Source organism: Pseudomonas sp. IT-P258 (assembly GCF_949767825.1).
Taxonomy (GTDB): domain Bacteria; phylum Pseudomonadota; class Gammaproteobacteria; order Pseudomonadales; family Pseudomonadaceae; genus Aquipseudomonas; species Aquipseudomonas monachiensis.
In genome coordinates, this window is the sequence record NZ_CATKPU010000087.1 from 219,180 (window position 1) to 245,134 (window position 25,955).

Sequence of the window (25,955 nt, forward strand, 5' to 3'; positions counted from 1 at the left end):
ATTCACGGTGCGCGGCTGAATATTCGGACACAAATTATCCCTGAAGCACGGAGTCGCATTGGGCATCCTTGTTTTTTGCGGGGCACACCTTGTTCTGGAAGCCTGGATAAAGACTTGAGCTGACGAGCGTCTTGCCCCTGAACGCTGGACAGGAGGCCGATGGATGATGCCCGTAACCGATCTGATGCCCACCACGCCCGTTTCTGCGCAGGCTTGCCCATTTCGTCGGATAGCCCTTGCATGGGCCATCCTGTTGGCTTGCATGGTGCCCGGCACGACGTACGCCCTGGCCAATGATCCTGTGCTGCTGGACAGTCCCGCCGGGCAGTTTGCAATCGATCCGGACACGCTGGCCATTTCCCTCACGACTTCACAGGGCAAGCGCCTGGCGCTGGCGTCCCCGGCGTTCAGCGGTAGCAGGGTCGAGCGGCTGTCGGATCACGAATGGCAAGTGGCGGCAGGTACGGCCCGGTACAAGGTCGCGGCCAATATCGAGTTCGGTGCCTTACGGGTGTCAGTCCGGTCGCAAGGTCCATCGGTGTTGAACTGGCCACGGACCGCGGATCCCGGGGCCATCAGGGCTTATGCATTTCCTTTTGGCGAGGGCAGTTATGTGCCGGCGGACGACCCCGGGTGGCTTGACTGGATGGTGCGTCGTTACGAGCCGGAAAGTGTGCTGAGTATTCTTTCCATGCCGTTCTGGACGGAGTTGCGAGAGGGGCTTTCCGTGACCTGGCTGTTGGAAACACCCCTGGATACAACGTTTGATGTCGAACGCAGGGAAGATCGGGCACGACCTGGTTTTACTCACCGCTTCTCCTCTTTATCACCCGATGCCGCTTATACCCTGCGTATTGTGCCCGGTCCGCAGGACCCGTTGGCCGGGGCGCGTGGATACCGGCAGTGGCTGCAAGCAAGCGGCCAGTTTGTCTCCTTGAACGACAAGATCGCTACGACGCCCGAAGTCGCCCGGTTAGGAGGGGCATCTCATATCTATCTGTGGGGCAGCGATCCGCTGAAAGTCGCGGACATCGTTCAATGGAGAGCGTTTCTGGAACAGTTTCGGCGCCAGCGAGGCGATGACACGCAACTGGCGGGCCGTCTGTGGAAGGTGCTTGATGATGAAAAGCGCAAAACCGTCGAGAAGGCGTTCAAGGCGGCAGCCAGGAACCCGGGTGATATCGAGCCGTGGCTGAAAAGAGAGGTGATTCGAGCGCTCAACGCGGCACTGTTGAAGGTGATTGCCCGTCCCGAAGTGACACCGCTGCCGGGCGGGCATGACCCTGGCGGTGAAGTGGCATGGGCACGGGATATGAGCGTCGCCATGGAACAGGCCTTCGGTCCGCTGTTGGCTCCCGCCCGAGGTTGGGGAGGCGGTCTCTCGACCGACTTGGTCAGCGCGCTGCAATCGGCAGGTTTGCGCCGTGCCTGGCTGGGCGTCAGTGAGTGGCGAACGGCGCTTTGGCATCCTGAAGCCATTGAACAGGCCAAGGCGGCGGGTTACCTGGTCGGCGTCTATGACAGCTATGGCAGCGCTCACCCCTCGAACCTTGCGGCAACCTGGTCTACCGCGCAGATGGGCGATGAATTGGCGAATGCCGGTTACCGGGATCAAAACGGCCAACCCGCCACAGGTTTTGCCGGACGGGGGGTGTATGTCAGCGCTCGTGCAGCCCATGACTATGCTCGAAAACGCATCGATGCGATTGCACAAAACGCTGGGCTCAACAGCTATTTCCTGGATGTGGATGGCGCCGGCCCACCGCGTGAGGACCATACGCCCGGGCGCGAGACCAGTGAGTCGCAGGACAGTCAGAGCGTGCGCCAGAGGCTGGCTTATCCTGCCCGGGCATTTGGCCTGGTGACCGGGACGGAAGGCGGGTTGTCCTGGTACGCCCCACAGTTCGCGTTTGCCCAGGGCATGACGACGCAGCCCTTCGCCTGGATGGATCCTGACATGAAGGATTCACGCTCGTCGTACTATCGGGGCCGTTACTGGCCCGACGAAACGCCCAGTCTTTACTTCAAGCCTGTACCGCTCAAGTCTTCGATCGCCCGTTATGTGCGCTCGCCATGGTTTCGCCTGCCGCTTTATCAAATCGCCTTGCATGACAGCGTCGTGACAACCCATCACTGGGAGTACGGCTCATTGAAATTCAGCAATGAGTGGGAGGCGACGGCGCTCCTGCAGCTGTTGTACATGGTGCCACCGCTTTATCACCTGGCCGATGAAGTGCTCGATCGCGATCTGCCGGTGATCGCGGCCTATGACCGAATCCTCCGCCCGCTGCACGAGCGGCTGTTCAACGTGGCGATGGTGGATTTCAAGGTGTTGTCGACAGATCGCGCGCTCCAGCAATCAAGCTTTGCCGATGGAACGCGCATCACCGTGAACTTCAGCAGCGAGCCGATGGTGGCACAAGGTACGACGGTGCCTGCGCTGGCTGCGCGTGTCGAAGAACCTGACCAGCCTGTGCGAGTGCATGAGATGAGTACGGTGTTCAAGGCACGTTGAGACGGCAGTGGTCAATCAAACATGAACAATGCATCGTTACTGTATTGGGCCTCGAACCGATTGGCCGGCATCGGCCGACCGAACAGATAACCCTGTACCTCGTCGCAACCGTGCTCCCTCAGGAAATCCAGCTGCTCTTGGGTTTCCACGCCTTCGGCGATCACCGCCAGGTTCAGGCTGTGGGCCATGGCAATGATTGCCCGGGCAATCTGTGCATCCTGCTCGCCGCTGGGCAGGCCATCGACAAAGGTGCGGTCGATCTTCAGAACATCGATCGGGAATTGCTTGAGGTAGTTGAGCGATGAGTAACCGGTACCGAAATCGTCGACCGCAATGCTCAGGCCGAGGTTTTTCAGGCCGTCGAGGATCTGCATCGCCTCGCTGACTTCACGCATCAGGATACTTTCGGTCAGCTCCAGTTCCAGGCACGCCGGTGGCAGGCCGGTTTCCTTGAGGATGGTGGCGATTCGCGTACCGAGTTGGCCGTCGGAGAACTGCCGCGCCGAGATGTTCACCGACACCTTCGGCACCCGCACCCTGGCCTGATGCCAGGCCTTGAGTTGGCGGCAGGCTTCGCTGATCACCCAGTCGCCGACATCCACCACCAGCCCGAGCTCCTCGAGCACCGGAATGAAATCCCCCGGCGGCACCAGCCCGCGGCGTGGATGACGCCAGCGCAACAGCGCCTCGGCACCGGTCAGGCGCTTGCCGTCACCGCTGAACTGCGGCTGGTAATACAGCACGAATTCGTTCTGTTCCAGGGCATGGCGCAAGTCGCTTTCCAGCTCCAGACGTTCCAGCGCACTGGCGTTCATGTCCGCCTGATAGAACTGGAAGTTGTTCTTGCCACGCTCCTTGGCGTGGTACATCGCGGTGTCGGCGTTCTTCATCAGCTGGCTGAGTTCGTTGCCGTCCTGTGGACTCAGGGCGATGCCGATACTGGCCGTGACGAAGAACTCGCGGCCTTCGAGCACGAAGGGTTTCACCAGGCTGGCGAGAATCTGTTCGGCCACATGGATCGCCCGGTTCAGGGCGATTTCACGGTTGGCTCGCGGTTGCAGGAGCAAAGTGAATTCGTCACCGCCCATGCGCGCCACGGTGTCGTCATCGGCGACGCAACCGAGCAGGCGCGTGGCCATTTCCTTGAGCATGCGGTCGCCGGCGGCGTGGCCCAGGGAGTCGTTGATCGGCTTGAAACGGTCGAGGTCGAGGAACATCAGCACCACCCACGACTTCTGCCGCTCGGCCGATTGCAGTGCCGTGTACAGGCGATCCTGGAACAGCGAACGGTTGGGCAGGTGGGTCAGGGCGTCGTAGTAGGCGAGGCGGTGAATCCGCTGCTCGCTGGCCTTGCGCTCGCTGATGTCGCTGAAGAAACACACATAGCTGGCCAGGTCGCCTTCATCGTCGAGCACGGCGGTGATCCCGACCCAGGCCGGGTAATGCTCGCCATTACGGCGCTTGAGCCAGACTTCGCCCTCCCAGGTACTGTGCTGGCCCAATTGCTTGAGCACGTAACGCAGATGGGCTTCCTGCTGGTCGTCGACCGTCAGCATGTTCGGCAGCTGGTCGAGGACCTGCTCCACGGCATAACCGCTGACACGACTGAAGGCTTCGTTGGCCTGGACGATGTAGCCGGCCGGGTCGGTGATCAGGATCGCCGAGGTCGAGTGTTCGAATACCGTGGCCGCCATGCGCAGGTCTTTTTCGGCCCGGCGTTGCTGGCTGATGTCGCGGCCGACGCCGAGCACGCCTTCGAAGGTGCCGTGTTCGTCCCAGACCAATACCAGGCGCAGTTCGATCGGGATCTTGCGCCCGTCGGCCCGCAGGCAATCGAACAGGAACAGTTGGGTTTGCACCTGGCTGCGCAACAGCGCCAGTTGGTCCGGCTGATCCAGCGCTTTGCTGACCCGGTCCATCAGGTGGTAGATGCCGGTCAGTTGTTGCGGGTTGGCGATGGTCGATTGCCAGCCGTTCTGGAAAATCCACTCGACGCCGTAACCCAGCACCGCTTGCACCGAGGGGCTGACGTAATTGAGGTTAAGGCGGCTGTCGGTGGAGAAGATCACGTCACTGATGCTTTCGGCGAGCATCCGGTAGCGCTGCTCGCTGTCGCGCAGGGATTCGCTGGCTTCGATCTGGTCGGTGATGTCCTTGGCCACGCCGATGATCCGCGTGACCTGGTCTTCCTTGTCCCGCGCCAGCGCCTGCTCGCGAATCTCGAAGCGTCGCCACTGGCCGTCCCGATGGCGGAAGCGCAATTGGCACTGCATCAACTGGCGATAACCGGCCTGGCGCTGGATCTGGCGGGAGCGGTGGTAATAGTCGGCGTCTTCGGGATGCAGGAGGATTTCCCAGAAGTATTCGCCCATCTGGTGCAGTTCGGTGCGGTTGTAACCCAGGGTCTGGCCCAGATGGTGGTTGCTGTAGATCATCCGCTGGCTGATCACATCCTGCACATACAGGTGATCTGGCACGGTGCGCACCACGTCCGACCAGAACCCTTCGCGCTCCTGCAGCGACAGTTCGATGAGCTTGCGGCTGGTGATGTCGGTGATGCTCAGGATCACCGCTTTATAGTCGTCCTGGGTTTGCGGCAGGCGCAGCACCAGCCACAGGTGCTGGTCGCGGCCGCTGGCGTCCTGGAGCTTGATTTCCAGTTCAAGCTGTTGCTGCCGGTTGAGCATCGCGTCGAGCACCTGGTTGCCGATGGCGGTGCCGTCCTGTGGGTTTCCGTCGATCAGCAGTTTCCAGGCTTTGTCGGCGCTATCGACATTAAGCAGTTGCAGCGCAACCTGGTTGACCTCGGTGATCCGCAGTTCCTTGAGCAATGGCCGTCGTTGCTCCGGGATCGCCAGCCACGCTTGCAGTTGCTCGCTGCCCTGCAGTTGCGCCTTGTCGAAAAAGACCTTGAGCCCGGACATGTCGAGGACGCACAAGGCCACGCCGGTGCCTTCGAAAATGTCCTGGTAACGCCGGCGGCCTTCATTCAACTGGCGCTGACGCCGGCGCATGTTCAGCAAGGCGAGGAACGGCAGCATGGAAAACGCCAGGCCCAGCAGGCATTTGCCGATGAACGCCGGCAGCAGCTCTTCCAGTACGCGCTGACGGTCAAACAGACCGCGCAGTTGCCAATCGCTGCTGCTCAGCGGGACGGTCAGCACGCTGTTGGCGACATCGTCCGCGGTCAACGTTCCCGGATTGACCGAGGGCAGCGCTTCGTCGCGGCTGATGATCTGATGATTGATGCGGTTCTCCACCAGCCACAACGGGCGGCCGCCGGCCTCGCCTTGTTTGGTCAGGGACGAAAAGAAGGTGGGTGTCAGGCGCAAGACCCAATAGCCTCGGGAACTGCCGCTGGCCTGGTGCAACAGTAAGTGCACCACGGAACCGTCGGTGGCATTGCTGAAATAGTGCGCCTGTGCGTGGCTGCGGCGTACCAGTTCACCCAGGTAGTCGCTGTCATCGCTGTCGGGAGCGCTGTCACTGATGACTCTTCCCGAGGGGCTGAGCAACGCCAGGCTGCGCAGATCAGACAGCGATTGTTGCAGTTTGCGCAACAGGGCCTGCAATTCATCGGCGTCCTGCGGTTGCTCGACGATCGGCAGCAGGTTGAGGGCGATCTGCGCATTGAGCGCCATGTTCAGGCTGACCTGCGCGGCCAGATCGGCGGTGTAGTCGATGGTGTACTGGCGCTGGTTTTTCTGGGTTTCCCGCAACTGGTCGAGCAACTGCCAGAACAGCAGGGCCAACAGCAATAATACGAGTGTCGCCAAGGTGCCCTTCAAGGTTCCGCGCAGGGGGGAGCCGGGCGCTGTGGCCGGCGCACTGGAAGTCAGAGGCGGAGGGACAATGGACAAGCTGTAATCCTGCGGTTTGGCTGGACTGGCGCGACGTGCACTATAAGCCGGACGCCCGAAGGGCGGCTAGCATGCCTTGAGTTGTGGCGAAGTGCCAGCCCCTGTCCGTCGGCTGGACTGCCATCTGTCATTAAGGTAGCTTTGCCGGTTACGCGGGAGCGTTCCAGCTCCTAGACTCAGACTTTTTCAGCGTCGCCTCTTACGGACGACGCGCACGGTCTGGCCGGGCATTGCCTGCGCTCCAATCATTCATCAGTCACTGACCCTAGGTTCTCCATGGCTCAATACGTATTCACCATGCATCGGCTGGGCAAAGTTGTTCCGCCGAAGCGGGAAATCCTGAAAAACATTTCTCTGTCGTTCTTCCCTGGCGCCAAGATCGGCGTACTTGGCCTCAACGGTTCGGGTAAGTCCACGCTGCTGAAAATCATGGCCGGCGTCGACACCGAGTTCGAAGGCGAAGCCCGTCCGATGCCAGAGCTGAACATCGGCTACCTGCCACAGGAACCGATTCTGGACCCGACCAAAACCGTGCGTGAAGTGGTTGAGGAAGCGGTCAGCGTCATCAAGAACGCTCAGGCACGTCTGGACGAGGTCTACGCCGCGTACGCCGAACCGGATGCCGACTTCGACAAGCTGGCGGCTGAACAGGCCAAGCTCGAAGCTATCCTGCAAGCCGGCGACGGTCACAACCTTGAGCGTCAACTGGAAGTCGCCGCCGATGCGCTGCGTCTGCCAGCCTGGGATGCCAAGGTCGAAGTTCTGTCCGGTGGTGAAAAGCGTCGTGTGGCCCTGTGCCGCCTGCTGCTGTCCGCTCCGGACATGCTGCTGCTCGACGAACCGACCAACCACCTGGACGCCGATTCCGTTGCGTGGCTTGAGCACTTCCTGCACGACTTCCCGGGCACCGTGGTCGCGATCACGCACGACCGTTACTTCCTGGACAACGTTGCCGGCTGGATCCTGGAACTCGACCGCGGCGCGGGCATTCCTTACGAGGGCAACTATTCGGGTTGGCTGGAAGCCAAGTCCGATCGTCTGGCTGCCGAATCCAAGCAGCAGTCGGCCCACGAAAAAGCCATGAAGGAAGAACTGGAGTGGGTGCGCAAAGGCGCCAAGGCCCGCCAGTCCAAATCCAAGGCTCGTCTGCAGCGCTTCGAAGAAATGCAGTCGCAGGAATTCCAGAAGCGCAGCGAAACCAACGAGATCTATATCCCGGCCGGTCCGCGCCTGGGCGACAAGGTCATCGAATTCAAGAACGTCACCAAGGGCTATGGCGACCGCGTGCTGATCGACAACCTGTCGTTCTCCATGCCTAAAGGCGCCATCGTCGGCGTGATCGGCGGTAACGGTGCCGGTAAATCGACCCTGTTCCGCATGCTGATGGGCAAGGAAACGCCGGATTCTGGCAGCATCGAAGTCGGTGAAACCGTGCAGTTGGCTTGCGTTGACCAGAGCCGCGAAGACCTGGACGGCAGCAAGACCGTGTTCCAGCAGATCTCCGACGGTTCCGACCAGATCCGCATCGGCAACTACGAGATCCCGTCGCGTACCTACGTCGGTCGCTTCAACTTCAAGGGCGGCGATCAGCAGAAGTTCGTCAAGGACCTGTCCGGTGGTGAGCGCGGTCGCTTGCACCTGGCCCTGACCCTGAAGGAGGGCGGCAACGTCCTGCTGCTCGACGAACCGTCCAACGACCTCGACGTTGAAACCCTGCGTTCCCTGGAAGAGGCCCTGCTGGACTTCCCGGGCGCCGCCATTGTGATCTCCCACGACCGGTGGTTCCTTGACCGCGTCGCGACTCACATCCTGGCGTACGAAGACGACTCGCAAGCGGTGTTCTTCGAAGGCAACTACACCGAGTACGAAGCCGACCGTAAAAAGCGTCTCGGCGAAGCGGCTGCCCAGCCGCATCGTGTACGCCACAAGAAGCTGGCCTGATTTCAGGTTGGTTGCATAAAGAGCGGAGCCTTCGGGCTCCGTTTTTTTTTGCCTGTGTTTTTTCAATGACACCGAGCCGCGCCATTCGCGAGTTCAAGCCCGTTCCCACAGGGTTTTGTGAAAGGCACAAATCTCAATTCAGAAGAAGATCCCCTGTGGGAGCGGGCTTGCTCGCGAAGGCGGTGTTCCTGATGGTGCATTGCTCGAATGGTGAATCCCTATTCAGGTGCAGAATGAGTCCAAAAAGCGGACTTATTTATATCCTGTGCACCATTTAATTTCATAAGTGCGACATTTTGCGCTGTTCCTGTGCGCGATTCGTTTGTTACAGTCCGGCCCAATCTCCTCCAACGACAACAAATTTGCCGAGACTTTTTCATGATCGAATCCGTCGAATCCTTCCTTGCGCGCCTGAAAAAACGCGACCCGGATCAACCCGAGTTTCACCAGGCTGTCGAAGAAGTCCTGCGTACCCTGTGGCCGTTTCTTGAAGCCAATCCGCATTACCTGACCTCCGGCATCCTGGAGCGCATCTGCGAGCCGGAGCGTGCGGTGGTGTTTCGCGTGTCGTGGGTCGACGATCAGGGCAAGGTCCAGGTCAATCGTGGTTTCCGCATCCAGATGAACAGCGCAATCGGCCCGTACAAGGGTGGCCTGCGTTTCCACCCGTCGGTGAACATGGGCGTCCTGAAGTTCCTCGCCTTCGAGCAGACCTTCAAAAACTCCCTGACTTCATTGCCCATGGGCGGCGGCAAGGGCGGGTCGGACTTCGATCCGAAGGGTAAGAGCGACGCGGAAGTCATGCGCTTCTGCCAGGCTTTCATGAGCGAGTTGTACCGCCACATCGGTGCCGACGTTGACGTGCCGGCCGGTGACATCGGTGTCGGTGCGCGGGAAATCGGTTTCCTGTTCGGCCAGTACAAGCGCCTGAGCAACCAGTTCACCAGCGTGCTGACCGGCAAAGGCCCGAGCTACGGCGGTAGCCTGATTCGCCCGGAAGCCACCGGTTTCGGTTGCGTGTACTTCGCCGAAGAAATGCTCAAGCGTCGCGGTCTGGCCGTGGAGGGTAAACGCGTAGCGATCTCCGGCTCCGGCAACGTCGCGCAATACGCGGCGCGCAAGGTCATGGACCTGGGCGGCAAAGTGATTTCGCTGTCCGACTCCGAAGGCACGCTGTATTGCGAAAGCGGCCTGACCGAGGAGCAATGGCTGGCGGTGCTGGAGCTGAAAAACGTACAGCGCGGGCGCATCCGTGAGCTGGCCAGCCGTTTTGGTCTGGAATTTCGCGCCGGTGAACTGCCATGGAGCCTGAGCTGCGACATCGCACTGCCGTGCGCGACGCAAAACGAACTGGATGCCGACGCCGCTCGCACCTTGCTGCGCAACGGTTGCATCTGCGTGGCCGAAGGCGCGAACATGCCGACCACCCTTGAGGCGGTGGATCTGTTCATCGAGGCCGACATTCTGTTCGCGCCGGGCAAGGCGTCCAACGCCGGTGGTGTGGCGGTGAGCGGGCTGGAAATGTCGCAGAACGCCATGCGCCTGGCATGGACCGGTGGCGAAGTGGACAGCAAGCTGCACGCGATCATGCAGTCGATTCACCACGCTTGCGTGAATTACGGTGAGGAGAACGGCCGGGTCAACTACGTCAAGGGCGCGAACATCGCCGGCTTCGTCAAAGTCGCCGATGCCATGCTCGCCCAAGGTGTGGTCTAAGCCGGTTCGATACGGATCACCTCAATCAATTGATCCCCGGCAGGGCGCTGCCACAGCACTTCATCGTTGAGTCGTGCGCCGAGCAGTGCCCGTCCCAACGGTGAACCCCAATTGATCAGGTCGTGGGCGGCATCGGCCTGATCTTCGCCCACCAGTTGTACCCGGCGTTCGGTGGCGTGTTCATCGGCGTAGGTCACCCAGCTGCCGATCTGCACTTTCTCGGTCGAAGTCGCGGCGGGTACCACCTGAGCGCTGCCCAGGCGCTGCTTGAAGTAACGCAAATCACGTTCGAGATCCGCCAGGCGCTGCTTGTCGGCCTGCTCGCCTTTGGCCGATTGTTCGGCGTGCAGGGTTTGCAGTTCGGTGACTTTTCCCTGCAACAGGTCCAGGCCTTGCGGCGTGACGTAATTGGGCTGCGCGCTGACCTGCCGTTCGACTGGCTGATCGGCTTGCGCGGCGGCGTTATCTTCATTGACGAAGGCACGGCTCATGGAATTCTCCCGGTATAGGGTTTGGGCCATGGTCGCAGGCATTTGGTTTCACCGGATGTCTGAAAACGACTTATGGCGAGTGATAGGCCCGGGCGGCGTCCTGATCTTTCTGCTGCTGCCAGGCTTTACACCCGGCCATCCGTCTCACTCTCCCAAGCCGATGGCCCATAGATAAAGTCTAGAAGTGGATTTGTCGGGTGTATGTGAAAGGAGTGCATGCATTTTGTCGAACACCACATAACCCCCTGTGGGAGCGGGCTTGCTCGCGAAAAGGGCGTGTCAGCCAGCATCAATGTTGAGTGGCATATCGCATTCGCGAGCAAGCCCGCTCCCACAGGGTAAGTGGTGTGTCAGGTCAGTAGTAATACCACTTCAGCTCAAGCATCACTTCGTTCTCGGCCGTTGCCAAATGGCTGAACTCACGCTGGGCGCTCAAGCGCAGTCCGAGATTGCGGGATATTTCCCACTGTTGATTCAGGCTCAGGCTGCGGCGCACTTCACCATTGGTGAAAAAGTCGCCCTTGGCTTCCAGGCTCAAATTGCCCAGAGGGTTTTTCCACAGCACACCACTGTTGAACCCGGCGGCCGGGGCAATGAACGCGGCGAAGTCGCTGTTGTGCTCGATACGCACGGTGCCCAGGGCAAAACCGAGCAGGTCATCGCCCAGTTGCCAGGTGCCGCCGCCACCGCCGTTGACATGGCTGACCAGGGTCTGGTCATCGTGCTTGCCCGGCACCCGCTCCAGGCCACCAGTGACTTGCCATGACAGCGGTTGCAGCAATTCGTTACGCGGGGTCAGGGAGCGAATGGTCGCCAGGTCCAGTTGCTGCACTTGCCAGTCATTGCCTTCGTACTGACGCAGTTTCAATTGCAGGATTTCGATCTGCGCGCCAAGGGGAAAGCTTTCGTTGTTGTCATTGAGGTCGTGATAAGCCATGCGCAAGCCGTACTCGCCAAAGGCTTTATCTCCACGGGTGCCGAGGCCGAGCTGCCAGGTGCGGGACTCGTGACCGTCTTCAGGCAGGCCCGGTTGCGGAATCTCCAGCTCCGGCGCCGGGTTCTGGTTGATTGCCCGCAGCAGTTCGAAGCTGCGCTGGGCGCGCGCCGGGTCGCGCTCCTGGCCATTGGCGCGGTAGCGCTCCAGACGATAGGCCGCATCGATGATCAGCGCCTGGCGGTCGCGGGGTTGCGCCTTGAATGCCGGGTCCTGCAATTGTTTCTGATCGGCGCTGACTTTCAGCACCCATTGCTGCTCTTCAGGGTTCAACGGCTCGGCGCGGCTGAGCAACTCGCGCTCCCGGGACGGACGATACTGGATCGATTCCACCAGCCCAGCCGCTTTCACGGCTTTGACGGTGTCGGTCGGGATGGCCGTGAGCGGGAATTGCTCGGTCAGGCGCAGGCCCGGGCGGGCCACTTGCAGCAGTTCCAGCAAGCGGTACGAGCAGTTTTCGTCGAAGAAGAAATAGTCGAACTTGATCTGCTTGAGCTCCCAGACATGCTCGACCATGCGCGCGGTTTCCTGCCGGGTCAGGTTCAGGCGGTACTCCCACAGGTCGCGGTTTTCCAGGCTGCGGTATTCCGAGAGTTTTTCCTGGTAGGGCACCATCGCGAACAGGCCGGGATAGCCGCCCATCAGGCCTTTCCAGGCATAGATGATGCTGTTGTCCGAGCCCTCGATGTAGGCGCCGAAGTTGATCGCGTAACTGAGCAGCGAAGTCTTGTCGCTCTTCACTTCGGCCTGGTCAATGCGCAACAGGGTATGGCCGAACATCGAGGACGGGCTGTTCAAGTAGGCCGCCGGGAAGATCATCACCGCGCTGTCGGGCGAGACGTCCTTGAACCATTGCTTGAATTCGGCGCAGTCCGGCGTTGGCAGGCCGGTCAGGCCGAGTTGTTCTTTCAGCCAGCGGGTGCGGGCCGGGTAGACGCATTGAGCGTGTGTTTCACCGGCACTGGCCGGGGCGTACAAGGCTTGTACAGTCGCCGCCAGTTCATGGTCCGGATGTTCATTGCCGTCAGCGGCGAGGAAAAATTTCCGGTCACTGACATAGCTGCGCCAGCCACCGAGCTTGGCGGTTTCGTAATGGCCCAGGGAGATCCAGAAAGGGTCGTTGGCCAGTTGCTGCAAACGTTGTGGATCGATGTGAGGCGCGGCGGACAGCGGGGCGCAGACACACAGCGCCAGCCAGGCAAGGCGTTTGAGCATAGAGGGCAACTTAAATACTTGAGAAAAAGACCCAAAGAGGGGCAGGTCCAAAAAATAAAACCCGCTTCCCGAAAGAAGCGGGGCGGGTCGAGCTTAAGCCTGAGTCGCGTACTTGGCCAGACGAGGGTCGGCTTTGAGCACGGCCAGGGTGTTGGTATGCACGTCTTCTGCAGTCACGTCAGCCTTGCTGAAGATCTGCTGGAAGTGTTCGTGAGTGACGGCGGCGAAGTGCGCACGGTCTTCCGGCGCCACGCCCAGTACCACGGCATAGGTGGTCAGCGCTTCGCCCTGACCCTTGGCCATGTCTTCGGACAGCTCGTTCATCATGCCATTCATGGCAAACCAGGATTTGCCGCCATAGGTCAGCGCCGAATTGGTTGCGCAACCGTTGGTGCCTGAGGTCATGCCGAAGGTTGCGTTGCCGGAGGTGCCGTTGGTGGTGGATGCCAGGAAGTGAGCTGGAGTACCACGCTGGCCTTCGAACAGCATGTTGCCCCAACCGCAATCCGGACCGCCTGGCGCTTGCGCCATGGCATTGATGGATACAGCGGTGAAGAGAGTACCAAGAAGAATCCGTTTCATAGCTTTGTTCTCTTTGTGTGCATACCAATAGACAAGGGAGTCTGGCCCGTTCCGGTGCCAGTGGGCCGGGCATTAGCCCAGCCGCGCAGTTTGGAGTTTAGGCACGATCACGGGGTTCCGTGATTTTTTGCAAAACATTCATGGGAAACACCGGCGCAAGCCCGGCCCGCCTGGGGTTGGCCGATTGACAATGCTCAGGCCTGCGGCGCTCCTTGCCAGTCGGGCATGGGCAGCGCCAGAATGCTGCCATCTGCCCCGCCTGATTGTAAGGAAGCCCGATGCCTGATCCTGTTGCTGCCAGCTTGCGTCTAGCGCCCGAAGCGCTGACCCGTCCGTTTTCCGCTGAACAGTTCAGCTTCTCTACCACCAATGATCTGGAGCCCTTTCGCGGTGTGCTTGGCCAGGAACGTGCGGTCGAAGCCTTGCAGTTCGGTGTGGCCATGCCACGCCCCGGTTACAACGTATTCGTCATGGGCGAGCCCGGCACCGGCCGGTTCTCGTTCGTCAAACGCTACCTCAAGGCCGAAGGCAAGCGCCTGCAGACCCCGGCGGACTGGGTCTATGTCAACAACTTCGATGAACCGCGCGAACCACGTGCCCTGGAGTTGCCGTCGGGCACTGCCGGTAACTTCATTGGCGATATCAACGTTTTGATCGACAACCTGCTGGCGACATTTCCGGCAGTCTTCGAGCATCCGTCCTACCAGCAGAAGAAAAGCAGCATCGACCGCGCTTTCAACCAGCGCTACGACAAGGCCCTTGACGTCATCGAGCGTCTGGCCCTGGAAAAGGAAGTCGCGCTCTACCGCGACGCCAGCAATATTGCCTTCACCCCGATGAGCGATGGCAAGGCGTTGGACGAGGCTGAATTCGCCCAATTGCCGGAAGCCGAGCGCGAGCGCTTTCACGAAGATATTTCGGCACTGGAGGAGCGCCTGAACGAAGAGCTCGCCAGCCTGCCGCAATGGAAGCGCGAATCGAGCAACCAACTGCGTCATCTGAACGAAGAAACCATCACCCTGGCCTTGCAGCCATTGTTGTCGCCACTGTCGGAGAAGTACGCCGAGAACGCGGCGGTCTGCGGTTATCTGCAAGCGATGCAGGTGTACTTGCTCAAGACCGTGGTCGAGCAACTGGTGGACGACAGCAAGACCGACGCTGTCGCCCGCAAGTTGCTGGAAGAACAATACGCGCCGAGCCTGGTGGTCGGTCACTCGGCCAGCGGCGGTGCGCCGGTGGTGTTCGAGCCGCACCCGACCTATGAAAACCTTTTCGGTCGCATCGAATACAGCACCGATCAGGGCGCGCTGTACACCACCTACCGCCAACTGCGACCGGGTGCCTTGCACCGGGCCAATGGCGGTTTCCTGATCCTTGAAGCGGACAAAATGCTCAGCGAGCCGTTCGTGTGGGACGCGCTGAAACGCGCCCTGCAATCGCGCAAGCTGAAAATGGAGTCACCGCTGGGTGAACTGGGGCGTCTGGCCACCGTGACCCTGACACCGCAACACATACCGTTGCAGGTCAAGGTCGTCATCATCGGTGCCCGTCAGCTGTATTACACGCTGCAAGACCTCGATCCGGACTTCCAGGAGATGTTCCGCGTCCTGGTGGATTTCGACGAAGACATCCCGATGGTCGACGAGAGCCTGGAGCAGTTCGCCCAGTTGCTCAAGACCCGTACTTCCGAGGAAGGCATGGCACCGCTGACAGCCGATGCGGTGGCACGCCTGGCGACCTACAGTGCGCGTCTGGCCGAGCATCAGGGGCGCTTGTCGGCGCGTATCGGTGATTTGTTTCAACTGGTCAGCGAGGCGGATTTCATTCGTCACCTGGCTGGCGATGAAATGACCGACGCCGGGCACATCGAACGTGCGCTCAAGGCCAAGGCCACGCGGACCGGGCGGGTGTCGGCGCGGATTCTCGACGACATGCTGGCCGGGATCATCCTGATCGACACCGACGGCGCGGCGGTCGGCAAGTGCAACGGCTTGACCGTTCTGGAGGTCGGTGACTCGGCCTTCGGCGTGCCGGCGCGGATTTCCGCCACGGTGTACCCCGGCGGCAGCGGTATTGTCGACATCGAGCGTGAGGTCAACCTCGGCCAGCCAATCCACTCCAAAGGCGTGATGATCCTTACCGGTTATCTGGGCAGCCGCTACGCCCAGGAGTTTCCGCTGGCGATTTCCGCGAGCATCGCCCTGGAGCAATCCTACGGTTATGTCGATGGCGACAGTGCTTCCCTGGGCGAGGCCTGCACCCTGATCTCGGCCTTGTCGAAAACCCCGCTCAAGCAGTGCTTCGCCATCACCGGTTCGATCAACCAGTTCGGCGAAGTGCAGGCGGTTGGCGGGGTCAACGAGAAGATCGAGGGCTTCTTCCGTCTGTGCGAAGCCCGCGGCTTGACCGGCGAGCAGGGGGCAATCATTCCTCACGCCAACGTCGCGACCCTGATGCTCGACGAGAAGGTGCTGACGGCAGTGCGTGCGGGGCAGTTCCATGTCTACGCGGTCCGTCAGGCCGACGAAGCCTTGAGCTTGCTGGTCGGCGAACCGGCCGGCGAGCCGGACGAAAATGGCGAGTTTCCTGAAGGCAGCGTGAACGCGCGAGTCGTGGAGCGCCTGCGGGTTATCGCGGAAATGATCAGTGAGGATGATCTCAAGGAAGCCGAGAAGGAGTTGGCGCAAGAGGCATTGGCGGAAACCAAACCGGCTTGATGCAGTAACCCATGTGGGAGCGGCGCACCGCCGCTCCCACATTTGTTTGTGTGAATACTGGAAAAGCGTCGTCGAAATGACGTCAATATTCACACTATGACCATTCGGCGCCTTTCGGTCTCGCCCTGGCCTGCAAGCCGGACTTTTCTTCTATTCTCTGCTCAAGGATATCGACGTAATCACAGGATCGAAACAGCCTTCCCATGGGGGCTGAATACCGGATCTACCGAGGGTCGCCGCCATGTCGCGCAACCTCTGCCTTACCCGTCAATGCCTGGGCCTTGTGACCCGTATCGAATGTGCCATCCGTCCATTGGCGGGAGATACGGGCATGTGGACTCTGCTGTTCGCCGCCGGAATGGCCGGTGAGCAACCTTCGGCCATCAAGGCCCAAGGCCCGTTTCACGGTCCGTTCGTCGCTGAATCAATCCTCGACACCATCGTTGAAAGCCTGACCCTGCACGGCTACGAATTGGCCGACGATCCGCAAATCTGGTGCCTGCACCTGCAAGCCCAACTGCGGGAAATCAATGGTGGTCGCTGCCGGAACATGGGCGGTTTCGAGTTTCACCCTGAGCACTGAGTGGCACTATTGATCAAGGCGCGTCATGTCGGCCTTGTCGAGTTTGACTTCGAAACCATATTGCACGGTGGCGAGGTCAGTGCGCTGGTAGGTTTCCAGGCGCGTAGGCTGCCCATAGAAATAATGCACGGCAAACTGCGCCGGACCCTGTGTGCTCGCGCCATGGCTGACCGATAGAATCTCCTTCAAGTAATTACCGCTGTCGTCCTTGGCGAAAAAGCGCCAGTCCTGTGCGGGAAATGCCTTCAGGTCCACCACCAGTGCATTGTCTTTGAGCGCGAGGCCCTTGGGCAGTTGACGGGCATCGACGGTTTGCTTGTCGACCGCGGCCAGGAACAGCGGCATCGAGCCCACCGCATAGGCCGGAGTCTGCGGAAACAGATTCAGGTCGTAAGTGATGGTGCCGCGCAGGGGATCGATCTGGTACGCCTCTGACGGCAGTTCGATCGGCTCGTCGCGTTTTCCAAGCGTGTCTTCGGTAAAGAAGCTCACCGGACTTTCGCCGGGGTTGAACGATGTGCCGAGCAGTTCATCGTTGAAGGTGCGCAGGTGAGTGAATTCGATTCGCGCAGCGCTGGGGTCGTCGACCGACTGACTGATGCTGACGTTCTTTTTCAGTTGATCCTCACTCAGCGTTGCCCCTTTCAGCCAGCTCGCCGCCTGGTCGTCATAGACCACCACGGACAGGTTCAAGGGCTGGATGGACTTGTCCGTGGTATTGGCATCGAAGCGCCGGATCGGCAGGTCGAGGTCCTTTCGGGTGACCGTGACGGCGGAAAAATCCAGCATGCTGACTTCGAGGGTTTCGATTGTCCCGTTGAAGTACACCTTCGAATAATGTCGTGCCTGCTGTTTCTCAAAGTTGCGTTGTTCTTCGTCGAGCTGTTTTTCCAGGGCTTCGCTCCAGCTCTTTTGCTGCTGCATCTTGGCCAGTTGCTGCTGATAGAAGGCAATTTGTACTGAGGTTTCGTTGATTGAGCCGGCGCGCGCGATGAATTGCCCGGTGCTGTCCCTGGCCTGGACGATCAGCGGGTTGAGCGGAGTTTCACTGACTTCAGGGGCCAGCGGCGCGCTGTTGTTGTATTCGATTTCTGCGTAGCTGTTCGTCAATGCCAGCAGGGTGACGCTCAGGTTGTCATTGGTGCGGGTCTGGCCTACGTCCTTTTTCGTCAGGTCGAAGCTGTACAGGCGACGTGGCGCGATGACTTCGACCTTGCCTTGCAGGCTCACCGGTTGCGGTTGTTGCTTTCTGTCGATGTCGAGGCCTTCGATGAAGGGGTAGGCCACGGTCAGGTCATCGGGGTTGGTCAGGTTGGAACTTGATGGGCTGAGCTGAATGCCAGGGTCGGTTTCCGACCATTCCGGCTGGAACGCAATCACCCGTTTGTTGCTCAGCGTGACCGACTGCCATTCCAGGCCATGGGGAAACAAAAACGCTGCAGGAACGCTGAAAGTGAAGGGGAACACTGGTTGCAGATCGGTCAGGTAGTCGGAACTGGAGTCCTTTTGCAGCACGAACAATCCGTTGATGTAGGTGTCGACCAGGGCCTGCGGGTTCGGGTAGTGCTTGAGCATGGCGAGGGCGTCTTCGCCGTATTCGGTTTCCATCGGCTTGCTGTCGAGCTTGAGTTGCGCGCGTTCGAGCAGCAGCAGCGAGCCGCCCAGCTCCGACACGGCATCCTTGAGCTTCGGATCCTGGATGGCGTCCAGCGACTTTTCGAATTGCGCGGTTTTTTCTTCGAGGCTGACCTGGCGTTTTTCGTCGCTGGGCGAGCAGCCGCTCAGCAGCAACGCCAGGCAAATTCCGGCACTCGTCAAAGGCAATCGCACATCCATTTTCCAGTCTTCCTGTCCGACATCACTGAGCAATCAATGATTTGGACACTAGCAGAAAAACTTTGATACACAGGCGCAGGTGACGGATTTTTCGACGGTTTCTGGCAGCTTCTGGCTATAGTCGGGCGGCTGGTATACTCGCCGCCGTTTTCAGCCCTACTTGTGAGATTCAATGGAACGCTTTATCGAAAATGCAATGTACGCCTCGCGCTGGCTGTTGGCGCCGATCTATTTCGGTCTGTCCCTCGGGCTGTTGGCGCTGGCACTGAAATTCTTCCAGGAAGTCTTCCACGTCATCCCGAACGTGTTTTCGATGGCCGAATCGGACTTGATCCTGGTGCTGCTGTCTTTGATCGACATGGCCCTGGTGGGCGGTTTGCTGGTGATGGTGATGATTTCCGGCTACGAGAACTTCGTCTCGCAACTGGATATCGACGACAGCAAGGAGAAGCTCAACTGGCTGGGCACCATGGACTCTTCGTCGCTGAAGATGAAGGTGGCGGCATCGATCGTGGCGATCTCGTCCATTCACCTGCTGCGCATCTTCATGGACGCCAAGAACGTCGATCCCGAGCATCTGCAGTGGTACGTGATCATCCACATGACCTTCGTGGTCTCGGCATTTGCCATGGGTTACCTGGATAAAGTCACCAAGCACTGATCCGGATCGGCTCCCTTTGTGGCGAGGGAGCTTGCTCCCGCTGGATGGCGAAGTGATCCCGCTTTTTTGGGGCCGCTACGCAGCCCGGCGCGAGCAAGCTCGCTCGCCACAAGCTCCTGCAGTAACAGACAAACGGTCTGGCCAGTGGCTTGTGCTTTGATGCGCCGAAGCCTATCCCTGTAAAGAGGCTCGCTACTGCGTGAGGTGCGCTCATGAACCTGCAAGAGTTGAATGCGTATGCCGTCGCCGGGAAGGTCGATGAGCTGAACCTGATCTCGATGGAGGGAGGCATCTACCTGCTGGAGGCGCGGATGCATGGCACGGCGTATCCCTTGAGCGATACGCACGGGCACATGATGAGCCTGCGTTCGGTGGAGCATGCCCGTGATGTGCTGCGCTCCTTTCCAAAGTTGCACTTCAATCTTGTGCACACGGTCGTGCATGACGAAATGTGCGGCCTGGTTGCCGATGTGGAGGAAAACCTGAAGGTGCCGATCGCCTGAGGCCCCTCATCAATGGCATGACATCTGTGCTAGTCTGCTGGCCCTTTTGGTTCCGGGCGCTCCGGGACGCGCTGTGCACGCATGGCAAGTTCCCGAGCCGTCCGCACAGCGGAGCAGTGTCATGTCCGAAGTAAATCTGTCCACCGACGAAACCCGCGTCAGCTACGGCATTGGCCGTCAGCTGGGCGACCAACTGCGCGACAACCCGCCACCGGGCGTAAGCCTGGACGCGATCCTGGCAGGTCTGACCGACGCGTTCGCCGGTAAGCCAAGCCGTGTGGGTCAGGAAGAAATGTCCGCCAGCTTCAAAGTCATCCGCGAAATCATGCAGGCCGAAGCTGCAGCCAAGGCTGAAGCGGCTGCTGGCGAAGGCCTGGCCTTCCTGGCTGAAAACGCCAAGCGTGACGGCATCACCACTCTGGCTTCCGGCCTGCAGTTCGAAGTCCTGACCGCTGGTGAAGGCGCCAAGCCATCCCGTGAAGATTCCGTGCGTACTCACTACCACGGCACCCTGATCGACGGCACTGTGTTCGATAGCTCCTACGAGCGCGGCGAGCCTGCGGAATTCCCGGTTGGCGGCGTGATCGCCGGCTGGACCGAAGCCCTGCAACTGATGAACGCCGGCAGCAAATGGCGCCTGTACGTGCCGAGCGAACTGGCTTACGGCGCTCAAGGCGTTGGCAGCATCCCGCCGCACAGCGTACTGGTGTTCGACGTCGAGTTGCTGGACGTTCTGTAATACCCGGCCCGATATGACGTCGGGCTAATGTGGGGGCGAGCCTGCTCGCGAAGACGGAGTGTCAGTCAGCATAAGTGTTGAATGTCAGATCGCTTTCGCGAGCAGGCTCGCTCCCACAGTTTCTTCGGTGATTTTCATATTTCGATCTTGTGGTGCAGTTCACTGTGCGGGCGCAACGCCCGGGCATAGCAGAACAGAAACAGATTACGCACCAGTTCCTTGAGCACCACCGGCTCGCTGGAACTCAGGCCATTGAGATCAAGATCTCCCTGGTCCTGCAGTTCACTCAAGGCTTCTTCTTCAAGCACCGCACAGACTTCCCCGGTTTCCCGATGCAGGATCCTGAGGTAAGGGTGTGGGCGGTCCAGCCAGGCATCGATCAAGTAAGTCATGGTTCTCATCTCCATTGAAGGGCTTTATGAGAATAATTCTTATTCACCAAATAGCAAGGGTCTATTGGCGGTTTGCGCTTTTTTCCGGGTAAAGATTGCGTCAGGTCAAATCGACTGGCGTTTGGCTATTGCGAGGATTTACTGGGTGAAGCGGGGAGGGTGAGACGCCATCCCACGCCGGGCGCGGGATGGGTAACAGCAGGCTCAGACTTTTCTGACGAACTCGGACTTGAGTTTCATCGGGCCGATGCCGTCGATCTTGCAATCGATGTCGTGATCACCATCGCACAAGCGGATGTTCTTGACCTTGGTGCCGACCTTGACCACCAAAGACGTACCCTTGACCTTGAGGTCCTTGATTACGGTGATGGTGTCGCCGTCCTGCAGGACGTTGCCGACCGAATCCTTTTTCACTGCGTCATCGGACGCAGCTTCGGCTTCACCGCTGGCGGACCATTCGTGGGCGCACTCGGGGCAGATCAGCTGGGCGCCGTCTTCATAGGTGTATTCGGAATTGCATTTTGGGCAGGGTGGCAACGTGCTCACTAAGGCTCCTTGGATTCAGGATCGTTAAAAGCGCACATTATATAGGGTTTTTCAGGCGCGGGGAGCTGAAAGCAAAAGATCGCAGCCTTCGGCAGCTCCTACAGGGGATTTGTGTACACCTGTAGGAGCTGCCGAAGGCTGCGATCTTTTGATTTTTATTTTGCGATTAATGCGTACGCGCGACCGCGAACTCGCTCAGTTCAACCAGTGCATCGCGGTACTCGCTGGCAGGCAGCGCTTCGAGGCACTTGATCGCACGGGCCACATAGTCACGGGCCAGTTGCGCGGTGTACTCCAGCGAGCCCGAGGCTTCCACGGCTTCGCGGATGCTTTCCAGGTCTTCGATCCCGCCTTTCTGGATCGCCTTGCGCACCAAGGCGGCCTGTTCCGGCGTACCTTCGCGCATGGTGTAGATCAGCGGCAGGGTCGGCTTGCCTTCGGCCAGGTCGTCACCGACGTTCTTGCCCAGGGTTTCGGCGTCGCCTTTGTAGTCGAGCAGGTCATCGACCAGCTGGAAGGCCACGCCCAGGTGATCACCGAATGTACGCAGGGCTTCGGACTGTTCCGGCGAGGCCTGGCACAGGGCGGCGGCACTGTGGGTCGAGGCTTCGAAGAGCATCGCGGTCTTGCCGCGGATGACTTCCATGTAGGTTTCTTCGGTGGTGCTGGCGTCACGAACCTTCGACAGCTGCAACACTTCGCCTTCGGCGATGATGCGCGTGGCTTGCGAAAGGATCTTCATCACCGGCATCGAGCCCAGTTCGACCATCATTTCGAACGAGCGCGAATACAGGAAGTCGCCGACCAATACGCTTGGCGCGTTGCCCCACATGGCATTGGCGGTCGAGCGGCCACGGCGCATGCCGGACATGTCGACCACGTCGTCATGCAGCAGGGTAGCGGTGTGCAGGAACTCGATGGTCGCGGCCAGCAGGCGCAGTTCGTCGCCCTCACGGCCAAGAGCCTTGCCACACAACAGCACCAATAAAGGACGCAGGCGTTTGCCGCCGGCCGAGGTAATGTAATCGCCGATTTTCGATACCAGCGGCACTCGGGAAGTCAGCTGCTTCTTGATGATGCCGTCGACGGCGCTAAAATCGTCCGCGACCGCGCGGTAGAAAGCTTGGGGTTGCATCAGCGACAGTCGCTCCAGAAGGGTTGCGCGGCATGCTAGGACCCACGCTTGCAGGTGTCAAGGCGCGATGGACGGCCCCTTGCAAGGCGCTCGTGCCTTGCGTACAATCGCGCACCCTGAACTTCCTGGGCAGCACCTGCCTTACGCAATTGCAAGCGGGCCTCCAGCCCCATGCAGCCATGCCAGCCAATACCTCTTCTTATAAAGAGCTGGGTGAGCAGGATTATCGGAGAAATACCATGTCTTATGCAGTAATCGTTACTGGCGGCAAGCAGTACAAAGTCGCCCCAGGTGAATACCTGAAGATCGAAAAACTGGAAATCGCTACCGGCGAATCCGTTACCTTTGATCGCGTTCTGTTGGTTGCCAATGGCGACGACGTGAATATCGGCGCTCCAGTTGTTGCTGGCGCTACCGTTGTGGCTGAAGTGATCTCCCAAGGTCGTCACGATAAAGTCCGCATCATCAAGTTCCGTCGCCGTAAGCACCACATGAAGCGTATGGGCCACCGCCAGTGGTACACCGAGATCAAAATCACCGGTATTCAGGCTTAATTACAGCCTAATTCCTCACTAGGAGAATTGAACTCATGGCACACAAAAAAGCTGGTGGTAGTACCCGTAACGGTCGCGACTCAGAAGCCAAACGCCTTGGCGTGAAGATGTATGGCGGCCAGGCTATCAAAGCAGGCAACATCATCGTGCGTCAGCGCGGCACCCAATTCCACGCTGGCTACGGCGTTGGCATGGGTAAAGATCACACCCTCTTCGCTAAAGTCGAAGGCGTGATCAAGTTCGAAGTAAAAGGCGCCTTCGGTCGTCGTTACGTGAGCGTAGTCGCAGCTTAATTGCGCGATCGCTGGAAAAGCCCTGTCTCGCGACGGGGCTTTTTCGTTTGTGGGGTGAGTCTCTTGCAAAGCTGTTTGTATGGGCTGTCGGCGTACGATGTAGGTATCGTGGTTCAGGGTCGCTGCGCTCATTTTTGCAAGAGTCTTATGTCTTGATTGTTTTTCGGCTCGTCCGTATGGCGAGAGGCGTTTGTTATGAAGTTTGTTGATGAAGTATCGATTCGCGTAAAGGCTGGTGATGGCGGCAATGGCGCCATGAGTTTCCGTCGGGAAAAATTTATCGAGAACGGTGGCCCGAACGGCGGTGATGGCGGTGACGGCGGTTCCATCTACATGATGGCCGACGAAAACCTCAACACCCTGGTGGACTACCGTTACACCCGGCACTTCGATGCCGAGCGTGGCTCCAACGGCGGCAGCACCGACTGCACCGGCAAGAAGGGTGAAGACCTGATCCTGCGCGTTCCGGTCGGCACCACGGTGATCGACTCCGCGACTCAGGAAGTCATCGGCGACCTGACCAAGGCCGGTCAGAAGTTGATGGTAGTGCAGGGCGGCTGGCACGGTCTGGGTAACACCCGTTTCAAATCCAGTACCAACCGCGCGCCGCGCCAGACCACTCCGGGCAAGCCGGGTGAGCAGCGCGACCTGAAGCTGGAAATGAAAGTACTGGCTGATGTCGGTCTGCTGGGCTTGCCGAACGCTGGTAAAAGTACCTTTATTCGTTCGGTTTCGGCTGCCAAGCCGAAAGTTGCCGACTACCCGTTCACCACGCTGGTGCCGAACCTGGGTGTGGTCAGCGTCGATCGCTGGAAGAGCTTCGTCATTGCCGATATTCCGGGTTTGATCGAGGGTGCTTCCGAAGGTGCTGGCCTGGGCATTCGCTTCCTCAAGCACTTGGCGCGCACGCGTCTGCTGCTGCACCTCGTGGACATGGCGCCGCTGGATGACGCCAGCGCACCGGATGCCGCTGAAGTGATCGTCAACGAGTTGATCAAGTTCAGCCCGTCCCTGGCGGAGCGTGATCGCTGGCTGGTCCTGAACAAGTGCGACCAGATTCTTGATGAAGAGCACGATGCTCGCGTCAAGGAAATCGTTGATCGCCTGGAATGGACGGGTCCGGTCTACGTGATTTCGGCCATCTCCAAGCTTGGTACCGAGCGTCTGTGCCACGACATCATGCGTTACATGGAAGATCGTGCTGATCGCCTGGCCAATGACCCGGCCTACAAGGAAGAGCTGGCCGATCTCGATCAGCGCATCGAAGATGAAGCTCGCGCGCAGCTGCAGGCGCTGGATGACAAGCGTGCCCTGCGTCGCAGCGGCGTGAAGTCGGTCCACGACATCGGCGACGATGATTGGGACGAAGAAGATGTGGATGACGAAGACGGTCCGGAAATCATTTACGTGCGTGACTGATTCGTTGCGATAAACTTAAGCGCCGCTCAATCGAGCGGCGTTTTGGTATCTGGAAATCGATTGTTGGTCACGAGTAACCACGAATAACGTCACGGGCAGTGCTAGGTCGCGTTGCCCTCAAGCTAAGGTTGAAGATGATGCGGAGCAAGGTGACAGGTGCGCAGCGTTGGGTCGTGAAGATCGGCAGCGCTTTGCTGACGGCGGACGGCAAAGGCCTGGATCGCGCGGCAATGGGTGTCTGGGTTGAGCAGATGGTGGCCTTGCATGAGGCGGGTGTCGAACTGGTGCTGGTGTCCTCCGGGGCGGTGGCGGCCGGCATGAGCCGTTTGGGCTGGACCTCGCGACCCAGTGCGATGCACGAGCTTCAGGCAGCTGCCGCAATCGGTCAGATGGGGTTGGTGCAGGCCTGGGAGTCGAGCTTTGCCGAGCATGGCCGGCATACCGCGCAGATTCTCCTGACTCACGACGACTTGTCCGATCGCAAGCGCTATCTGAACGCCCGCAGCACCTTGCGTGCGCTGGTCGAGCTGAAGGTTATTCCGGTGATCAACGAGAATGACACCGTGGTCACCGACGAAATCCGTTTTGGCGACAACGACACGCTCGCGGCGCTGGTGGCGAATCTGGTCGAGGCTGACCTGTTGGTGATCCTGACGGATCGCGACGGCATGTTCGACGCCGATCCGCGCAATAATCCGGATGCCCAGCTGATTTACGAGGCGCGTGCCGATGATCCGGCGCTCGATGCGGTGGCGGGCGGCACTGGTGGTGCGCTGGGGCGTGGCGGCATGCAGACCAAGTTGCGTGCTGCGCGTCTGGCGGCCCGTTCCGGCGCTCACACCATCATCGTTGGTGGGCGCATCGAGCGTGTGCTGGATCGCCTCAAGGCGGGCGAGCGCATCGGCACCTTGCTGTCGCCGGAGCGCGGCATGCTGGCGGCGCGCAAGCAGTGGCTGGCCGGTCATCTGCAAACCCGTGGCACCCTGGTGCTGGATGCGGGTGCAGTGATGGCGTTGTCCCAGGGCAATAAAAGTTTGCTGCCGGTCGGCGTCAAGTTGGTTCAGGGCAGTTTCCGTCGCGGTGAGATGGTGGTCTGCGTGGCGCCTGACGGTCGTGAAATTGCCCGTGGCCTGGCCAACTACAGTGCGCTGGAAGCGCAAAAAATCATCGGTCAGTCGTCCGAGGCGATTGTCGGTCTGTTGGGTTACATGGCGGAACCGGAACTGGTTCACCGCGATAACCTGATCCTGGTCTGAAGGAATA

The 25,955-nt window shown here is 59.7% G+C and carries 20 protein-coding genes; 12 read left to right on the forward strand and 8 right to left on the reverse strand.

Translation table 11 applies throughout. The features are described 5' to 3' along the window. The first annotated feature begins 163 nt into the window (after positions 1–163). Positions 164–2,515, forward strand: a complete 2,352-nt coding sequence (locus ACM6G4_RS25450) for a glycoside hydrolase (protein ID WP_414914860.1) — start codon at positions 164–166, stop codon at positions 2,513–2,515. A gap of 11 nt (positions 2,516–2,526) precedes the next feature. Here ACM6G4_RS25450 and ACM6G4_RS25455 read toward each other — a convergent pair whose 3' ends face one another. Next, a complete protein-coding gene (locus tag ACM6G4_RS25455) occupies positions 2,527–6,375 on the reverse strand; it encodes an EAL and GGDEF domain-containing protein (RefSeq protein ID WP_414914861.1) in 3,849 nt (1,282 codons plus the stop codon). 276 nt (positions 6,376–6,651) lie between these two features. On the opposite strand from ACM6G4_RS25455, the gene ettA reads away from it, so the two are divergent. Then, positions 6,652–8,316: an energy-dependent translational throttle protein EttA gene (ettA, locus tag ACM6G4_RS25460; RefSeq protein WP_223541993.1), complete on the forward strand. Its 1,665-nt coding sequence runs from the start codon at positions 6,652–6,654 to the stop codon at positions 8,314–8,316. A gap of 378 nt (positions 8,317–8,694) precedes the next feature. Further along, on the forward strand, positions 8,695–10,032 hold the full coding sequence (gene gdhA / locus ACM6G4_RS25465; protein ID WP_414914862.1) for an NADP-specific glutamate dehydrogenase: 1,338 nt from the start codon (positions 8,695–8,697) through the stop codon (positions 10,030–10,032). On the opposite strand, the gene ACM6G4_RS25470 is transcribed toward gdhA, so the two are convergent. The 3 genes from ACM6G4_RS25470 to ACM6G4_RS25480 all read right to left on the reverse strand — a co-directional run bounded on the left by ACM6G4_RS25470 (position 10,029) and on the right by ACM6G4_RS25480 (position 13,314). Next, complete coding sequence (locus ACM6G4_RS25470) at positions 10,029–10,523, reverse strand: GreA/GreB family elongation factor (protein ID WP_056728721.1); 495 nt, start codon at positions 10,521–10,523, stop codon at positions 10,029–10,031. The two genes, gdhA and ACM6G4_RS25470, sit on opposite strands and share 4 nt — an antisense overlap. Before the next feature lie 355 nt (positions 10,524–10,878). Then, positions 10,879–12,732, reverse strand: a complete 1,854-nt coding sequence (locus ACM6G4_RS25475; RefSeq protein ID WP_414914863.1) for a DUF4105 domain-containing protein — start codon at positions 12,730–12,732, stop codon at positions 10,879–10,881. Positions 12,733–12,825: 93 nt separating this feature from the next. Further along, positions 12,826–13,314 carry a DUF3015 domain-containing protein gene (locus ACM6G4_RS25480; protein WP_008052053.1) on the reverse strand — a complete coding sequence of 163 codons (489 nt, stop codon included), beginning with the start codon at positions 13,312–13,314 and terminating at the stop codon, positions 12,826–12,828. A 278-nt stretch (positions 13,315–13,592) separates the two neighbouring features. Here ACM6G4_RS25480 and ACM6G4_RS25485 point away from each other — a divergent pair, with 278 nt between their 5' ends. Both ACM6G4_RS25485 and ACM6G4_RS25490 read left to right on the forward strand, forming a co-directional pair. Next, positions 13,593–16,031, forward strand: coding sequence for a Lon protease family protein (locus tag ACM6G4_RS25485; RefSeq protein ID WP_056728717.1), 2,439 nt, complete (start codon positions 13,593–13,595; stop codon positions 16,029–16,031). 241 nt (positions 16,032–16,272) lie between these two features. Continuing rightward, entirely contained in the window at positions 16,273–16,614 is a 342-nt protein-coding gene (locus tag ACM6G4_RS25490; RefSeq protein WP_008052055.1) for a hypothetical protein, read from the forward strand. A 6-nt stretch (positions 16,615–16,620) separates the two neighbouring features. Here the strand turns inward: ACM6G4_RS25490 and ACM6G4_RS25495 are convergent, their stop codons facing one another. Then, entirely contained in the window at positions 16,621–18,450 is a 1,830-nt protein-coding gene (locus ACM6G4_RS25495; protein ID WP_056728715.1) for a hypothetical protein, read from the reverse strand. A gap of 172 nt (positions 18,451–18,622) precedes the next feature. On the opposite strand from ACM6G4_RS25495, the gene ACM6G4_RS25500 reads away from it, so the two are divergent. From ACM6G4_RS25500 to ACM6G4_RS25510, 3 genes are all read left to right on the forward strand, one after another. After that, complete coding sequence (locus ACM6G4_RS25500; protein WP_007970904.1) at positions 18,623–19,111, forward strand: TIGR00645 family protein; 489 nt, start codon at positions 18,623–18,625, stop codon at positions 19,109–19,111. Between the two features lie 212 nt (positions 19,112–19,323). Further along, a complete protein-coding gene (locus ACM6G4_RS25505) occupies positions 19,324–19,614 on the forward strand; it encodes a DUF6482 family protein (RefSeq protein ID WP_046041769.1) in 291 nt (96 codons plus the stop codon). A gap of 121 nt (positions 19,615–19,735) precedes the next feature. Then, positions 19,736–20,353: an FKBP-type peptidyl-prolyl cis-trans isomerase gene (locus tag ACM6G4_RS25510; protein ID WP_008052058.1), complete on the forward strand. Its 618-nt coding sequence runs from the start codon at positions 19,736–19,738 to the stop codon at positions 20,351–20,353. A 134-nt stretch (positions 20,354–20,487) separates the two neighbouring features. On the opposite strand, the gene ACM6G4_RS25515 is transcribed toward ACM6G4_RS25510, so the two are convergent. From ACM6G4_RS25515 to ACM6G4_RS25525, 3 genes are all read right to left on the reverse strand, one after another. Further along, on the reverse strand, positions 20,488–20,745 hold the full coding sequence (locus ACM6G4_RS25515; RefSeq protein ID WP_008052059.1) for a hypothetical protein: 258 nt from the start codon (positions 20,743–20,745) through the stop codon (positions 20,488–20,490). A gap of 204 nt (positions 20,746–20,949) precedes the next feature. Next, on the reverse strand, positions 20,950–21,291 hold the full coding sequence (locus tag ACM6G4_RS25520) for a zinc ribbon domain-containing protein YjdM (RefSeq protein WP_008028840.1): 342 nt from the start codon (positions 21,289–21,291) through the stop codon (positions 20,950–20,952). Positions 21,292–21,457: 166 nt separating this feature from the next. Next, the gene (locus tag ACM6G4_RS25525; protein ID WP_056728713.1) at positions 21,458–22,426 is read right to left on the reverse strand and encodes a polyprenyl synthetase family protein; all 969 of its coding nucleotides are present in this window, start codon (positions 22,424–22,426) and stop codon (positions 21,458–21,460) included. 239 nt (positions 22,427–22,665) lie between these two features. Between ACM6G4_RS25525 and rplU the strand changes: the two genes are divergently transcribed. The 4 genes from rplU to proB all read left to right on the forward strand — a co-directional run bounded on the left by rplU (position 22,666) and on the right by proB (position 25,948). Further along, positions 22,666–22,980, forward strand: coding sequence for a 50S ribosomal protein L21 (gene rplU / locus ACM6G4_RS25530; protein ID WP_003176051.1), 315 nt, complete (start codon positions 22,666–22,668; stop codon positions 22,978–22,980). A gap of 35 nt (positions 22,981–23,015) precedes the next feature. Then, on the forward strand, positions 23,016–23,273 hold the full coding sequence (rpmA, locus tag ACM6G4_RS25535) for a 50S ribosomal protein L27 (protein ID WP_003281574.1): 258 nt from the start codon (positions 23,016–23,018) through the stop codon (positions 23,271–23,273). Between the two features lie 195 nt (positions 23,274–23,468). Beyond that, the gene (cgtA, locus tag ACM6G4_RS25540; protein ID WP_008052064.1) at positions 23,469–24,692 is read left to right on the forward strand and encodes an Obg family GTPase CgtA; all 1,224 of its coding nucleotides are present in this window, start codon (positions 23,469–23,471) and stop codon (positions 24,690–24,692) included. A 137-nt stretch (positions 24,693–24,829) separates the two neighbouring features. Further along, a complete protein-coding gene (gene proB, locus ACM6G4_RS25545; RefSeq protein WP_056728709.1) occupies positions 24,830–25,948 on the forward strand; it encodes a glutamate 5-kinase in 1,119 nt (372 codons plus the stop codon). The last annotated feature ends 7 nt before the right edge of the window (positions 25,949–25,955 follow it).